The organism is Pseudomonas sp. YY-1 (assembly GCF_002843095.1).
Lineage (GTDB): Bacteria > Pseudomonadota > Gammaproteobacteria > Pseudomonadales > Pseudomonadaceae > Aquipseudomonas > Aquipseudomonas sediminis_A.
In genome coordinates, this window is record NZ_PJLX01000001.1 from 373,334 (window position 1) to 386,724 (window position 13,391).

Genomic DNA, 13,391 nt, shown 5'->3' on the forward strand with positions numbered 1-13,391 from the left:
GTTCAGCGGGCGGTCTGGATTCGCCAGATGCCGAAAGGCAGGTGCCAGGGTTCGATACGCATCCACTGCACCTTGCCGTACCAGGTCCAGCGGTGGCCGTTCATCAGGTCTTCGCCGGCCAGCGAGGCATCGTCGGGCAGGCCCAGTTCCCACAGCGGCAATTCGAAATGCGCCTCCTGGGCGTGATGTGGATCGAGGCTGACGGCGACCAGGATGAAATTGCTCAGATCGGCCGTGCGCTTGCCGAAGTAGAGAATGTTGTCGTTCCACGCGGTGTAGGCCTGGAAGCCCAAGTGGGTCTGCAACGCCGGGTTCTCGCGGCGAATCTGGTTGAGCCGGGCGATCTCGGCGTTAATGTTGCCGGGGGCCTGGTAGTCGCGTGGACGCAGCTGGTACTTCTCCGAATCGAAGTACTCCTCCTTGCCCGGCACCGGCTCGGCCTCGCACAGCTCGAAGCCCGAATACATGCCCCACAGCCCCGATCCCATGGTCGCCAGCGCGGCGCGGATGAGAAAGCCTGGCCGGCCGCTGCGCTGCAGGAAATAGGGATTGATATCCGGTGTGTTGACGAAGAAGTTCGGTCGGTAGCAATCGCGCCAGGGCGGCTGGTTAAGCTCTTCGAAGTAGGCCTGCAGCTCGGCCTTGGTGTTGCGCCAGGTGAAGTAGGTGTAGCTCTGGCTGAAGCCCAGCTTGCCCAGGCGCGCCATCATGGCCGGGCGGGTGAAGGCCTCGGAGAGGAAGATCACCTCGGGATGGCGTTCACGTACATCGGCGATCAGCCACTCCCAGAACGGCATCGGCTTGGTGTGCGGGTTGTCGACGCGAAACAGCGTCACGCCCAGCTCCACCCAGCCCAGTACCACGTCGCGCAATGCCAGCCACAGGTCGGGCATGGCCGCTTCGGCGTAGAACTCGACGTTGACGATGTCCTCGTACTTCTTCGGCGGGTTCTCGGCATGGCGAATGCTGCCGTCCGGGCGCCAACTGAACCAGCCGGGGTGCTGCTCGAGCCAGGGGTGATCGGGCGAGCACTGCACGGCAAAATCCAGCGCCACTTCCAGGCCGTGTTCGCGGGCCACACGGACCAACTGGCGGAATTCCTCGAGGCTGCCGAGCTGCGGGTGCACGGCGTCGTGACCGCCCTCCTCGCTGCCGATCGCGTAGGGGCTGCCGGGGTCGCCCGGGCCGGCCTTGAGGCTGTTGTTCGGCCCCTTGCGGTGCGCCCGGCCGATGGGATGAATCGGCGGGAAATACAGCACATCGAAGCCCATCCGGGCGATCTCGGGGATGCGTGCGTGCACGTCGGCGAAGGTGCCGTGGCGCTGCTCGTCGCCCAGCGAGCGGGGAAACAGCTCATACCAGCTGGCGAATTCGGCCAGGCTGCGCTCGACGTCCAACGGGTAGTTCGGCGTGTGCAGCAGGTGCGGCCGATATTCGGCGCGGCGCATCAGCTCGTTGACCGAAGGATCGATCAGCACCGCCTCGCGTTCAGACTGCGATTGCGAGGCCTCCATGCGTTCGATCAGCGCTGTAAGCTCGGCACGCAATGGTTCCGGGGCCTGCGCGGCGATACGCCGGACCAGCTGCGCGCCCTCCTGCAGTTCGAGCTCTACCGGCACACCGGCACCGAGCTTCTTCACCAGTTCCTGGCGGAAGCTGGCGTAAACGTCCAGCCAGGCCTCGATGGCAAATTCACCACGGCCCTGCTGGTCGATGCGCAGCTCTGCGCTCCAGTGATCATTGCCCAGCGCCTGCATCGGCTTGCGCTGCCAAGTGGCTTCGCCACCTGCGCGCCACAGCAGGTCGGCGGCCAGTTGCTCATGTCCATCGCTGAATATCACCGCACTGACCGGCAACGGCCGGCCGCTCAGGCATTTGCTGGCGAAGCGGCCACCTTCAATGATCGGCTGTACCGCTTCAATGGCGATTCTGGGCTGGGCAATGGCGTGTCTGACGGTCTGGTCGGCATGCTGCGGGGACGGCATCTTTCCTGGCTCCTCTACGCCTGGCAGACGTGTTCGAAGGGATGGGCAGGCAGGTTTGCGACAGCGCGCGAAGCGCTGCACCTGTCAGAAATTCCGAGGCGGAGGCAGTGGGAAAAGTTCAGGCAGTTTTTGCCCGTTCACCGGGCTGACGGTTATCGCCTGTCGCCCGGCTTTTCATCGGCCTGGTCGTCCGGCCTGGTTCTGGTGCCTGGATCTACCATCAGCGGCATGAGGTGTAGCACCACCAGCACAATCACCGTGGACAGCACGGCGGTGGCCTCGCGCCCGAGGCCGACCGCCACGCCGATGGCGGCCGAGGCCCACAGGCCGGCTGCGGTGGTCAGGCCTTTGACGTCGGAAATGTTCTGGCCTTTGAGGATGGTGCCGGCGCCGAGAAAACCGACGCCCGCGGCGATGCCCTGGATCACCCGGCTCATTGCATCGGCTTCGGCGCCGTCCTGCTCCAGGGCCATGACGAAGATCGCTGCGCCGAGGCACACCAGCATGTGCGTGCGCATGCCGGCGGCCTTGCCCATCACCTCGCGCTCGTAGCCGAGCAGCCCGCCAAGGAACATGGCCAGAAGCAGGCGCAACGTGGCGCGAGTGATGTGCTCCACCTGGCCGAGGTCGGAGAACTCCTGCGCCAGGGTCGTGAGAATTCGTTCGAGTACGTCCATAGTCGTTCAATCTCCATGGATGCTTTGCATCAGAGCCAATCCGGCGCGCAGAGGTTCGAGTCATCGTTGCCGCCGGTTATCCGAAACCGGGAACCTGTGCTCAATCAGGCATTCAGTTCCCTTAGAGACCCAAACCAGTCGGGAGAATGCTCATGCCACGTGGCAGCAAAGACAAATACACCGCCAAGCAGAAGCGCAAGGCCGAACACATCGAGGACAGCTACAAGGAGCGCGGCGTACCCGAAGACGAGGCCGAGGCGCGCGCCTGGGCCACGGTCAACAAGCAGTCCGGCGGTGGCGAGAAAGCCGGCGGCTCCGGGCAGAAGACCAGCGCGGCCAGTAAGGAGGCTGCTCGCAAGTCCTCGGCACGGCGTGCGGTGGCGACCCGCGAAGGCGTGCCCCGGCCCGGCCAGCGCCTGGAAGCGATGACCAAGACCCAGCTGATGGGCCTGGCACGCAAGCGGGATATCAGTGGGCGCTCCAGCATGAGCAAGGACGAGCTGCTGCAGGCGCTACGCAAGGCCAGCGCCTGAGGCGCATTACCTCCGCGGGCAATCACTAGGCCGGCCTGAAGGTCTCGTCATTCCCGCGCAGGATTCCCGCGCAGGCGGGAACCCAGAACACCCTGCGAGCCGGACTCCCGCCTACGCGCTACGCGCCTGCGCGGGAGCGACGTCCATCAAGACACCAGTTCTCGCTCACGTTCCACACGCTCGCCGCAATCGCAGCCAGCGCTCTGGCACGGAACCATGCCCTTGGGATGACGCTGCATACAGGCTTCGCAGCAATACAGCAGATCTTCGCCCGCCACTTCGTGCACCCACTCGCGGGACTCGACCGCACAATCGCAATGCGGGCATGCACAGGTATGTGCGCTCATGACTCGCCCTCCTCGTCGTCGGTGGATACCACTTCATCGGTCCAGGGTTTGCCATCGAGCGGAGCCGAGCGCGCCAGTTCCGCTTCGTCGAGGCCAAAGCCGCCACCGACTTCATTCTGGTCGACCACGCTCAGCTCTTCATCGAGAGCGCCGTCGCCGCCACGCTCAAGCGGCGAGCGCGCACCGCTGTCGTCGATCAGCGTATCCGGGCTGAGATCGTCAAGGCTGACGTTGTCCTCATGCTCGCTTTCGCCAAGGGTCGCTGCGCCGGTCAGGCCGATTTCATCCTCTGGGTTGGACGATGGGCGCGCGGTCCGCTGCAAGGTGGGCTCGCCGGTGCCGAGGCTGTCTTCCTCATCGCTGAAGTCCAGCGTCTGTTCATCGATTCGTTCCGCGGTGGAGCTTGGAATCGTGTCTTTCATGGGATGCCTCCTTCGAACGATATGGGCCGCGCGTGGCGACAGCGCAGATGCGCCATCGCCCGTACGCTCGACTCAAGGCGAAATCGGGTCGCTGGCAGGAAAGGTTTCTTCCAGCGCATGATTCAGCCGACTTTCCTGGCGCCCTTTGACCCGCTCCATTTCCCTCTGCAGTTTCGGTAGCGCCGCGCGTAGATCGGCCACGCACTCACGCAGGCATTGGAGTTCGCTCCTGGGATCGCTGATCAAGCCCTTGACCACGCAATGTCCGCTGATCCCGCGCTGCAGCAGCGCGGCGCCGCCAAGGGCCTTGAGCACGCCTGACGAGCCGCCCTGGCAAACGCCGGCGACGATGGCGGTGGCGCCGGAGGCGAGTGAGATGGCACGTTCCAGACGATGAACGTTATGCGTCAGTGACATGGCGTTTCTCCTTAGCGTTGGATGGCGGAGCCCATTGCGGCCTCCGTGAGATTTAGAAAGTCAGGTGCACGGCAAAGGTTCAGGCTATTTGCCGAACGTCCTGCAGGGCGGTCTGCTGCATCAGCCTGTCGACCACGTCGAACAGCGCGGCGCGATGCTCGGCGCCACCGCTGCGAGCGCGGCGGTAGGTAATGAGCTGGGACTCGGCGCTGCCGCCGACACGCGCCAGCTTGCGCGCGTGGGCAATGATCCAGCTGTCCTTGGGCGCAACCTGCTCACCGATGCAGGCCAGCACCTCGTCCAGCCAGGCCGAGAATGGCAAGGTGCTCTGGCTACGCGGTTCGATGAACAGCCCGCGCAGGCCCCGGCGCTTCGCGCGCCAGCGGTTTTCCAGGGTAAGGATGCGGGTCAGCGGGTCATCGAACCAATCATCGTGCGGCGCTTCCAGGGCATGGCCGAGCATGGCGCGAAACAGCCCGGCGATGCACAGGGCATCGTCCAGACGCGGGCAAGCATCGGCGATACGCAACTCCAGGGTGGGGAAACGCAATGACGGGCGAATGTTCCACCACAGATTGAGGGCCGAGCCGATGCAGTCGGTATCGGTCATCACCTTCAGATAGCGCCGGTACTCGGCGTCATCGCGAAAGTGATCGGGAATGCCCATCCGCGGCCATTCATCGCACACCGCCTGGCGATAGCTCATCAAGCCGCACGGGCGGCCATCCCAGAACGGCGAGGACGCACTCAGCCCCAGCAATAGTGGCAGCCAAGGCGTCAGCCGGTTCATCAGGCGGATGCGATCGACGCCTTCGGGCACACCGACATGCACATGCAGCCCGGCCAGCACGCTGCGGCTGGCGACGATCCGATAGTCGTCGAAGATCGCCCGGTAGCGCGCCATATCGGTCGCCTGCACGCTGCGCCATTGCCCCAACGGATGGGTGCCAGCAGCGAGAATGCCGCAGCCGAACTCGCTGGCCAGCTCGGCCATGGTCGTGCGCGCCTGGCCCAGACAGTCGCGCGCCTCATCGAGGCTGTGCAGCACTGGAGTCACCACTTCGAATTGCGCGGCGAACATCTCTCGCGTCACTCGCTGGCCGAGTGCGCGACGACTGGATATGGCGAATGCCTCGACCCCGTGCTGCGCCACACGGCGGCTGGCCAGGTCTGTCAGAAAATACTCTTCCTCGATGCCGAATGTGCTCGCTGCCATGACTCGCCTGCTCCCGTTATTCCTGTAGTTGAGAACCGTCGGGAGGCCTGAGTTCAACCTCTTTGATCAGTTGTCGGGCAGCGAAAATTCATGGGGAATCTTTATTCGGGTGAACAGCTCCTATGCAACACATCGCCCTCTTATAGATGGACTTATTCAGGAGATCTGCCTCATGTCGATAGCCAGTTTCATCGACAGCCCCGGAGCCCAGCCCGTTTCTCTCGCTCCCGTTTCAGGCCCGTTTCAGAGCCTTTATCAGCAACTGTTGGCTGAGCCCGAACCGGGCCATCCGCAGGCGCGCGAGTTTCTGCTGGAGTGCTTGCAGGAGGTGGCGGAGCTACCCAGCGAGCTGCCTCAAAGCCCCTTTGAACTGGCGGCCTGGTCGCAACGTCATCACCAGCGCGTGGCAGCGGACTACGCTGACTATCTCGCCAAGCGACATGCCGGTGAAGGCCGCCGTTACTTCCCGCGCAAAGCTGATGCCCTGCATTTTCTACGGGCCGTGGCACCGACAAAACTGGTCGACGGTGCCTGGCTGTACGGCGTTCTACCGCACTGGCGCGACTATCGCGTGTATCCGCTGGTGCGCACCTACCTGGAAGAACTTGGCGATGGGCTCGCGGCGCAGAATCACGTACTGATCTACCAGCGCCTGCTGGCTGGCCAAGGCTGTGACGACACTCTGGAACTGGATGATGGCCTGTATCGCCAGGGTGCGATCCAACTGGCGCTGGGCCTGCTGGCCGACGAGTTTCTGCCTGAAGTGATCGGCTACAACCTCGGCTACGAACAATTGCCGCTGCACCTGTTGATCAGTGCCTTCGAGCTCAATGAGCTGGACATCGACGCCTACTATTTCAAGCTGCACGTCACCATCGACAATGGCTCCAGCGGCCACGCTGCCAAGGCCGTACAGAGCGTGCTGACCAACCTGCCGCGCGTGGGCGACGCCCAGGTGTTCTACCAGCGTGTGCTGCGTGGCTACATGCTCAATGAGCTGGGTGTGGGCTCGACGGACGTGATCGAAAGCTTCGACCTGGAGCAACAGTTGCTGCAGATGTTCGAGCAAAAGCGTGCGGTTGCCAGCCAGGTGCATTCCGACTACTGCCGCATCGCCGGTCGCACGGTCAATGAATGGCTGGGCAGCACCAGCAGTGTGGCGAGCTTTCTCGAAGCGCTGCAAAGCAATAACTGGATACGCCGCGACACGGACCCGGCCTGCAGCCGTTTCTGGCGCCTGATGCAAGGCCCTGGCGCCGCCATGTTCGGTGTTTTCAGCAACTACGAGCGCCAGCTGCTGCACGACTGGATTGCCGGCAGCTGGCAACCGGACGCGCCAGCGAAACCCTTCCGTCCACGGCGCCGGCCACAACCCGCACTCTCGCTCGCAGGCGGTACGCAGCATGGCGAACTGGACCGCGAACGCCGCGAGCTGATTCAGGAGCTGCAAGGTATGGACGTCTATCGCCGCGAAGCTCGTCTGATCGGCCTGCAGGCGCCCGCACAGCATTGGTCCAGTGCTGGCCTGGCAGCCACTCGTACCTTCGCGGCGCTGATCCAGTAGCCGCCCTGCCCCTGGAACCCGCGCATGCTCGAACCCGCCTTCAACGCCCCGCAGAGTCTCGCCCTGCTACGCCTGGGTACGCTCTTGCGTGCCCGCGGTTATCGCTTCGTCACCCCGACGCCGCTCACTCATCAGCGCGTCAACCAGCGTCCGGGTAATGCGTTGGCCAAGGACTTGCGCGATGTTTTCGGCTGGAGCCGGCCGTTCGCTGACGGCGTGCTGGATGAGGAAATCGTCGAATGCATGGGCGAGGCCGAAGTGCTGCAATCTCACGCGCAAGGCTGGATCAGCCAGGTGCGCTGGTCCAGCCTGGGCGACGGGCTCTATGTGCACTCGCGTTTTCCAACGGAGGAAAGCGACGCGGTGTTCTTCGGCCCCGATACCTACCGTTTCACCCGCCTGCTGCGCGATTACCTGACGCACAGCAATCAGCCGCTACGACGTATTGCCGATATAGGCTGCGGCGCCGGCCCAGGCGCGATCACGGCGGCCTTGCTGCGGCCGGGTGCTGAAGTGATGGCACTGGATATAAACCCCAAAGCGCTGAACCTGACCGCCGTGAATGCCCGACTGGCCGGCATCTACAACCTGCGCATACAGAGCAGCGATCTGCTGCGCGATGTGGATGGACAGTTCGATCTGATCATCGCCAACCCGCCCTATATGCTCGATCCACAGCAGCGCACCTATCGCCACGGCGGCGGCAAGCACGGCGCCGGGCTGTCCCTGGCGATTTTCGATACGGCGATGGAAAGACTGGCGCCCGGCGGCACGCTGCTGCTCTACACCGGGGTAGCGATCGTCGATGGCGAGGATCCTTTGCTCAATGCCATACGCTTATCGCTGCGTGACACCTGCTGGGATTGGGACTACGAAGAGATCGATCCGGACGTGTTCGGTGAAGAGTTGCAGAAAGCCGAGTATGCCCAGCCTGAGCGTATTGCCTGCGTGGCGTTGCGCCTGACCTATCAGCCTGGTCTGCGCCAGCGCTAGGCGCTGTAAAAAAAGGGTTGTAGTACCTGCGCCGAACATACGTAGGCGCAGGCCACCACTTGTACTCAAGCCGCTTTGGCTTGCGCGCCGCTCTTCAGGGATTTGCGCAGCACTTCCATCGATTCGCCCAGTTGCTCCAGCTGCTGCTTGCTCAGCAGCTTGCGGGCCTGCGGGAACATGTCGCGCTCCTCTTCCTCGATATGGTGCTCCAGCAGCTCCTTGAGCACCTTGACCCTGCCTGCGAATTCGAGCGTGGATGGCGACGTTTCCTTGATGTCGGGCAGTACCAGCGCCTCGACGGCACGGTGCTCCTCCTTCGCTTCGATGGCCAGCACGGCGTCGTCCTTGCTGCCAGCGCGCCTGAAGGCGGGATAGAAAATCTGCTCTTCGAGCTCGGTATGGACCTTCAATTCCTGCTCGATCTTGAGCAGCAGCTTTTTACGCGTCTGCACCGCTCGCTCAGTGGTTACTTCCAGTTTGCTCAGCAGGTCTTTGACGGTTTCGTGGTCCTTCTTCAGCAGTTCGATGGCATTCATCGTGTTGCTCTCCTCGGGTCTACCAATCACATCGACAAAAATGCCAGGGCCCGCTGCAAAGCGGGCCCCGGTATGACAGTCACGACTCGCGGCTGCTTTTGGTTTTCTGACCACCTTTGCGTCCGGCCTCGGCGGCTCTCTGACGGTCATTGGCAAAGTTGCCGCCGCTGTTGTGACCGCCCTTACGGCCGGCTTCGGATGCTTTCTGACGATCGTTTGCGAAGTTACCCGGATTTTTACTGGTCGCCATTGCTGGTACCTCCTGATAGTGACTCGCGAGGCGTTATTGCCTCTACATAAAATGAGGCAGGCTCTGCCACGAGTCGTTCAGGCTTTTTTCATCAGCCGTTGATCACGCTGCCGCCGTTGACATGCAACATCTGCCCGGTGATGTAAGAGGCATCGTTGCTGGCCAGATAAACGAATGCCGGGGCGACCTCCGACGGTTGTCCGGGGCGCCCCAGCGGCGTGTCGGCGCCGAACTCGGAGACCTTCTCGGCGCTGAAGGTGGACGGGATCAGCGGCGTCCAGATCGGCCCGGGTGCAACGCCATTGACGCGAATGCCACGCGGCGCCAGGTTGATCGACAGCGAGCGGGTGAACGAGGTGATCGCGCCCTTGGTCGAGGAATAGTCGAGCAGCATCGGGTTGCCCTTGTAGGCCGTCACCGAACTGGTGTTGATGATGCTCGAGCCCGGCTGCAGATGCTCCAGCGCGACCTTGGTCAGGTGGAACATGGCGAAGATATTGGTGCGGAAGGTCTGCTCCCACTGCGCCTGGTCGAGGGCCTCGAGGTTATGCTCGGGATGCTGTTCGCCAGCGTTGTTGATGAGGATGTCGATACGTCCCCACTTGGCGATCACCGCGTCGACCACGCACTGGCAGAAGCCGCCGTCGCCCACGTCACCAGCCAGGGCGATGGCTTCGCCGCCGTGATGTTTCACCTCGTCGAGGGTTTTCTGCGCATCTTCATCCTCGTTCAGGTAAACCAATGCAACCTTGGCGCCTTCCAGGGCGTAGTGCACGGCGACAGCGCGGCCAATACCGCTGTCGCCGCCTGTGATGATCGCCACCTTGCCGGTCAGTTTGCCGGCGGCGCGGTAATCATCGGCAAGGTAGATCGGCTCAGGGTGCATGGCGTGTTCGACACCAGGCTGCCGCTGCTGATGCTGAGGCGGCAGGGTCTTGTCGTTCATCCTTCACTCCTCCTTCGCAGGTGTTCAGACGGCCTTCAGTTGCGGGCTCGCAGTCATCACCGGATGGGTCTTGTGGCGGTTCTCGAAGCAGAAGTTGGTGGCCTGCACGTAGCCTTCGGCCGACCCACAATCGAAGCGGCGGCCCTTGAACTTGTAGGCCAGCACACAGCCCTGCTGGGCCTGCTTCATCAGCGCATCGGTGATCTGGATTTCGCCGCTCTTGCCCGGCTCGGTCTGCTCGATCAACGAGAAGATGTCGGGCGTGAGGATGTAGCGGCCGATGATCGCCAGATTCGACGGCGCGTCTTCCGGGTTGGGCTTCTCCACCATGCTGTCGATGCGGAAGATATCGTCGCGCAGCGCCTCGCCGGCAATCACGCCATAGCGCGAGACTTCGTCCATCGGCACTTCCTGGATGGCGACGATGGAGCAGCGGAATTGTTCGTAGAGCTTGACCATCTGGGTCAGCACGCCGTCGCCGTCGAGGTTCAGGCACAGGTCATCGGCCAGCACCACGGCAAAAGCCTCGTCACCGATCAACGGGCGACCGGTCAGAATGGCGTGGCCCAGGCCCTTCATCTCCAACTGGCGGGTGTAAGAGAAAGTGCATTGATCGATCAGGTGGCGCACACCACTGAGGGATTTTTCCTTACCGGTGTTGGAGATCTCGTGCTCCAGCTCGTAGCTGATATCGAAGTGATCCTCCAGCGAGCGCTTGCCGCGACCGGTGACGATGGCGATTTCATTGAGCCCGGCCTGCAGTGCTTCTTCGACGCCGTACTGGATCAACGGGGTGTCGACCACCGGCAGCATTTCCTTGGGCATCGACTTGGTAGCGGGAAGAAAACGGGTGCCGTAACCGGCCGCGGGAAACAAACATTTCTTGATCATGGGTTCTATACCAATTGAGTGACTCGGTACTAGAACCTGACCCGTTTAGAACCTTTACGGTTCAAGATATTTCAGCAGGCACCGTTTCGCTGCTGCAATTTTGCGAAGTGCGACACCTCGACCTCAGCCAGCGGATGTCGAGGTGCCACAGCTAACGATAAGCCGCCCTCTAGGCGAGATAACGGCTCACTTCGATCAGATTGCCGTCCGGGTCGCGAAAATACACCGATTCGATTGGCCCGACGGCGCCAGTACGTGCCACCGGCCCCTCCTCTACCGTCACGGCCTGCTCGGCCAGATGAGCCATTACGCGCTCCAGCGACCACAGGGTGATCAGGCACAGATCGATGGCGCCCGGTGTTGGCTTGATCGCCTTGGGCTCGAACTCTCGCCCGGCCTGATGCAGGTTGAATTTCTGCTGGCCGAATACCAGAGCGCTACGCCCGGCACCGAAACGCTCGTGGCGCATGCCCAGCACACGCTGGTAGAAGTCGACGGTGACGTCAATGTCCGCCACTGTCAGTACCAGATGGTCCAGTCTCTCGATCATGCTCAATGCCTGTCCAGAAGATGAAAACGTGGCAGCCCGAGGTGCCAGTGGATCGCCGCCAGGCGCGCTGCCAGCACTACGAACATTGCCGCTGCGGTATCCAGCCAGTGTGGCGTGCCCAGGGCACGCAGGCCGATAAAAGTCAGCGCGCCGGCGATGCAGGCCGTAGCGTAGATTTCCTTCTGGAAGATCAGCGGAATCTCGTTGCATAGCACGTCGCGAATCACCCCGCCGACCACACCGGTCATCACTCCCATGATCACCGCGGTACTGATCGGCGTACCGTGTTGCAGCGCCAGTTCAGTGCCGTACACGGTAAACACAGCCAGACCAAAGGCGTCGGCGATCAACAGGCCCTTCTCGTGAATCGGGCGGGTCATGCGTACCCAGGCCACGGTGCCCAGCGCCGCCAGGGAAGCGACCAGGATGTAGGTATCATCGCGAATCCAGCTGACCGGGTGGTTGTCCAGAATCAGGTCGCGCAACGTACCGCCACCCAGTGCGGTGACGATGGCCATCACCAGCACGCCGAACAGGTCCATGGACTTGCGCCCCGCCATCAGCGCACCGGTGATGGCGAACACCGCTACGCCGAACAGGTCGGCGACATAGAAAAGCTTTTCCATGCTGTCCTCAGCGGCTGACCGGCGTACGCAGGGTGACGAACTCCTCGGCGGCGCTCGGGTGCACGCCGATGGTCTCATCGAAGATCTGCTTGGTCGCACCAGCCTTCAGCGCGACAGCCAGGCCCTGAACGATCTCTCCGGCATCCGGGCCGACCATGTGGCAGCCGAGCACGCGGTCGCTATCGGCATCGACCACCAGCTTCATCAGCGTGCGCTCGGGATCTTCGGTCAACGTCAGCTTCATGGGGCGGAAGCGGCTCTCGAAGATCTTCACCTTGTGCCCGTCCTCGATGGCCTGCTCTTCGCTGAGGCCAACGGTGCCGATGTTCGGCAAGCTGAACACGGCGGTGGGGATCATGCTGTAATCCAGCGGCCGGTACTCATCGGGTTTGAACAACCGGCGCGCCACGGCCATGCCTTCGGCCAGCGCGACCGGGGTCAGCTGCACGCGGCCGATCACATCGCCAAGGGCGAGAATCGATGGCGTGGAGGTCTGGAACAGGTCGTCGACCTCGACGTAGCCGCGCTTGTCCAGTTTCACCTCGACGTTTTCCAGGCCGAGGTTATCGAGCATCGGCCGGCGGCCGGTGGCGTAGAACACACAGTCGGCCTCCAGTACGCGACCATCCTGGAGCGTCGCGGCCAGACTGCCATCGGCCTTGCGTTCGATGCTGGCGATGTCGGCGTTGAACTGCAGATCCAGGCCCTTCTTGCTCAGTTCATCGCGCAGGTGCTCGCGTACTGCACCGTCGAAACCTCGCAGGAACAGGTCGCCGCGATACAGCAACGAAGTCTGCGCGCCCAGGCCATGGAAGATCGAGGCGAACTCCACGGCGATATAACCGCCGCCAACCACCAGTACGCGCTTGGGCAGTTGTTTGAGGAAGAAGGCCTCATTGGAGCTGATGGCGTGCTCGCGACCAGGAATATCGGGAATCTGCGGCCAGCCGCCGGTGGCGATCAGAATGCGTTCAGTGCTGTGACGCTGGCCGTTCACTTCGACGGTATGCGCGTCGACGATACGCGCATGACCTTCGAACAGACTGACGCCACTGTTGGTCAACAGATTGCGGTAGATGCCATTGAGGCGTTCGATCTCGCGATTCTTGTTGGCGATCAATGTCGCCCAGTCGAAATTCGCTTCGCCCACCGACCAGCCGAAACCGGACGCCTGCTCGAAGTCCTCGGCGAAATGCGCGCCGTACACCAGCAACTTTTTCGGTACGCAACCGACATTGACGCAGGTGCCGCCCAGGTAGCGGCTCTCGGCGACCGCGACGCGGGCACCATAACCAGCGGCGAAGCGCGCCGCACGTACGCCGCCGGAACCGGCGCCGATCACGAACAGGTCGAAGTCGTAACTCATGGGGTATCTCCTTGGCAGACGGGGAGCATACCGTAAAGGCCCGCGCTAAGCTGAACGCCGGAGGTGGAGAAC

At 62.7% G+C, this 13,391-nt stretch carries 15 protein-coding genes and 1 pseudogene; 3 read left to right on the plus strand and 13 right to left on the minus strand.

Annotated features, from left to right (window positions below):
- Positions 1-2 precede the first annotated feature (2 nt).
- Positions 3-1,985 carry an alpha-1,4-glucan--maltose-1-phosphate maltosyltransferase gene (locus tag CXP40_RS01745; RefSeq protein ID WP_106732331.1) on the minus strand — a complete coding sequence of 661 codons (1,983 nt, stop codon included), beginning with the start codon at positions 1,983-1,985 and terminating at the stop codon, positions 3-5.
- A gap of 152 nt (positions 1,986-2,137) precedes the next feature.
- Complete coding sequence (locus tag CXP40_RS01750; RefSeq protein ID WP_106732332.1) at positions 2,138-2,662, minus strand: MgtC/SapB family protein; 525 nt, start codon at positions 2,660-2,662, stop codon at positions 2,138-2,140.
- Between the two features lie 152 nt (positions 2,663-2,814).
- On the opposite strand from CXP40_RS01750, the gene CXP40_RS01755 reads away from it, so the two are divergent.
- Positions 2,815-3,195: a Rho termination factor N-terminal domain-containing protein gene (locus CXP40_RS01755; protein ID WP_106732333.1), complete on the plus strand. Its 381-nt coding sequence runs from the start codon at positions 2,815-2,817 to the stop codon at positions 3,193-3,195.
- Positions 3,196-3,341: 146 nt separating this feature from the next.
- On the opposite strand, the gene CXP40_RS01760 is transcribed toward CXP40_RS01755, so the two are convergent.
- The 4 genes from CXP40_RS01760 to CXP40_RS01775 all read right to left on the minus strand — a co-directional run bounded on the left by CXP40_RS01760 (position 3,342) and on the right by CXP40_RS01775 (position 5,597).
- Positions 3,342-3,542, minus strand: coding sequence for a hypothetical protein (locus tag CXP40_RS01760; protein ID WP_106732334.1), 201 nt, complete (start codon positions 3,540-3,542; stop codon positions 3,342-3,344).
- Positions 3,539-3,964, minus strand: a complete 426-nt coding sequence (locus tag CXP40_RS01765) for a hypothetical protein (protein WP_106732335.1) — start codon at positions 3,962-3,964, stop codon at positions 3,539-3,541. Before CXP40_RS01765 ends, CXP40_RS01760 begins: the two co-directional genes overlap by 4 nt.
- Before the next feature lie 72 nt (positions 3,965-4,036).
- A complete protein-coding gene (locus CXP40_RS01770; protein ID WP_106732336.1) occupies positions 4,037-4,381 on the minus strand; it encodes a DUF2892 domain-containing protein in 345 nt (114 codons plus the stop codon).
- A gap of 79 nt (positions 4,382-4,460) precedes the next feature.
- Positions 4,461-5,597 (minus strand): carboxylate-amine ligase, encoded by a 1,137-nt coding sequence (locus tag CXP40_RS01775; protein ID WP_106732337.1) that lies wholly within the window; start codon positions 5,595-5,597, stop codon positions 4,461-4,463.
- A 172-nt stretch (positions 5,598-5,769) separates the two neighbouring features.
- On the opposite strand from CXP40_RS01775, the gene CXP40_RS01780 reads away from it, so the two are divergent.
- Positions 5,770-7,161, plus strand: a complete 1,392-nt coding sequence (locus CXP40_RS01780; RefSeq protein WP_106732338.1) for an iron-containing redox enzyme family protein — start codon at positions 5,770-5,772, stop codon at positions 7,159-7,161.
- Positions 7,162-7,185: 24 nt separating this feature from the next.
- Entirely contained in the window at positions 7,186-8,154 is a 969-nt protein-coding gene (locus tag CXP40_RS01785) for a class I SAM-dependent methyltransferase (RefSeq protein ID WP_106732339.1), read from the plus strand.
- 65 nt (positions 8,155-8,219) lie between these two features.
- Here the strand turns inward: CXP40_RS01785 and CXP40_RS01790 are convergent, their stop codons facing one another.
- From CXP40_RS01790 to gorA, 7 genes and pseudogenes are all read right to left on the minus strand, one after another.
- Positions 8,220-8,690 (minus strand): hemerythrin domain-containing protein, encoded by a 471-nt coding sequence (locus CXP40_RS01790; RefSeq protein ID WP_106732340.1) that lies wholly within the window; start codon positions 8,688-8,690, stop codon positions 8,220-8,222.
- 100 nt (positions 8,691-8,790) lie between these two features.
- A pseudogene (locus tag CXP40_RS01795) lies at positions 8,791-8,922 on the minus strand (general stress protein); the annotation flags it as partial.
- Positions 8,923-9,031: 109 nt separating this feature from the next.
- Entirely contained in the window at positions 9,032-9,886 is an 855-nt protein-coding gene (locus CXP40_RS01800) for an SDR family oxidoreductase (protein ID WP_106732341.1), read from the minus strand.
- A gap of 24 nt (positions 9,887-9,910) precedes the next feature.
- Positions 9,911-10,777, minus strand: a complete 867-nt coding sequence (galU, locus tag CXP40_RS01805; protein WP_106732342.1) for a UTP--glucose-1-phosphate uridylyltransferase GalU — start codon at positions 10,775-10,777, stop codon at positions 9,911-9,913.
- A 169-nt stretch (positions 10,778-10,946) separates the two neighbouring features.
- Positions 10,947-11,327 (minus strand): VOC family protein, encoded by a 381-nt coding sequence (locus CXP40_RS01810; protein WP_106732343.1) that lies wholly within the window; start codon positions 11,325-11,327, stop codon positions 10,947-10,949.
- Positions 11,328-11,329: 2 nt separating this feature from the next.
- On the minus strand, positions 11,330-11,953 hold the full coding sequence (locus tag CXP40_RS01815; RefSeq protein WP_003460159.1) for a trimeric intracellular cation channel family protein: 624 nt from the start codon (positions 11,951-11,953) through the stop codon (positions 11,330-11,332).
- 7 nt (positions 11,954-11,960) lie between these two features.
- Positions 11,961-13,319, minus strand: coding sequence for a glutathione-disulfide reductase (gene gorA, locus CXP40_RS01820; RefSeq protein WP_106732344.1), 1,359 nt, complete (start codon positions 13,317-13,319; stop codon positions 11,961-11,963).
- Between the last annotated feature and the right edge of the window lie 72 nt (positions 13,320-13,391).

Bases quoted from the DNA above. Each gene is read 5' to 3' on its own strand.
- CXP40_RS01785 (WP_106732339.1), top strand. From the start codon at position 7,186: ATGCTCGAACCCGCCTTCAACGCCCCGCAGAGTCTCGCCCTGCTACGC.
- CXP40_RS01750 (WP_106732332.1), bottom strand. From the start codon at position 2,662: ATGGACGTACTCGAACGAATTCTCACGACCCTGGCGCAGGAGTTCTCC.
- galU (WP_106732342.1), bottom strand. From the start codon at position 10,777: ATGATCAAGAAATGTTTGTTTCCCGCGGCCGGTTACGGCACCCGTTTT.
- CXP40_RS01755 (WP_106732333.1), top strand. From the start codon at position 2,815: ATGCCACGTGGCAGCAAAGACAAATACACCGCCAAGCAGAAGCGCAAG.
- CXP40_RS01780 (WP_106732338.1), top strand. From the start codon at position 5,770: ATGTCGATAGCCAGTTTCATCGACAGCCCCGGAGCCCAGCCCGTTTCT.
- CXP40_RS01765 (WP_106732335.1), bottom strand. From the start codon at position 3,964: ATGAAAGACACGATTCCAAGCTCCACCGCGGAACGAATCGATGAACAG.
- CXP40_RS01775 (WP_106732337.1), bottom strand. From the start codon at position 5,597: ATGGCAGCGAGCACATTCGGCATCGAGGAAGAGTATTTTCTGACAGAC.
- CXP40_RS01800 (WP_106732341.1), bottom strand. From the start codon at position 9,886: ATGAACGACAAGACCCTGCCGCCTCAGCATCAGCAGCGGCAGCCTGGT.
- gorA (WP_106732344.1), bottom strand. From the start codon at position 13,319: ATGAGTTACGACTTCGACCTGTTCGTGATCGGCGCCGGTTCCGGCGGC.
- CXP40_RS01815 (WP_003460159.1), bottom strand. From the start codon at position 11,953: ATGGAAAAGCTTTTCTATGTCGCCGACCTGTTCGGCGTAGCGGTGTTC.
- CXP40_RS01770 (WP_106732336.1), bottom strand. From the start codon at position 4,381: ATGTCACTGACGCATAACGTTCATCGTCTGGAACGTGCCATCTCACTC.
- CXP40_RS01790 (WP_106732340.1), bottom strand. From the start codon at position 8,690: ATGAATGCCATCGAACTGCTGAAGAAGGACCACGAAACCGTCAAAGAC.
- CXP40_RS01745 (WP_106732331.1), bottom strand. From the start codon at position 1,985: ATGCCGTCCCCGCAGCATGCCGACCAGACCGTCAGACACGCCATTGCC.
- CXP40_RS01760 (WP_106732334.1), bottom strand. From the start codon at position 3,542: ATGAGCGCACATACCTGTGCATGCCCGCATTGCGATTGTGCGGTCGAG.
- CXP40_RS01810 (WP_106732343.1), bottom strand. From the start codon at position 11,327: ATGATCGAGAGACTGGACCATCTGGTACTGACAGTGGCGGACATTGAC.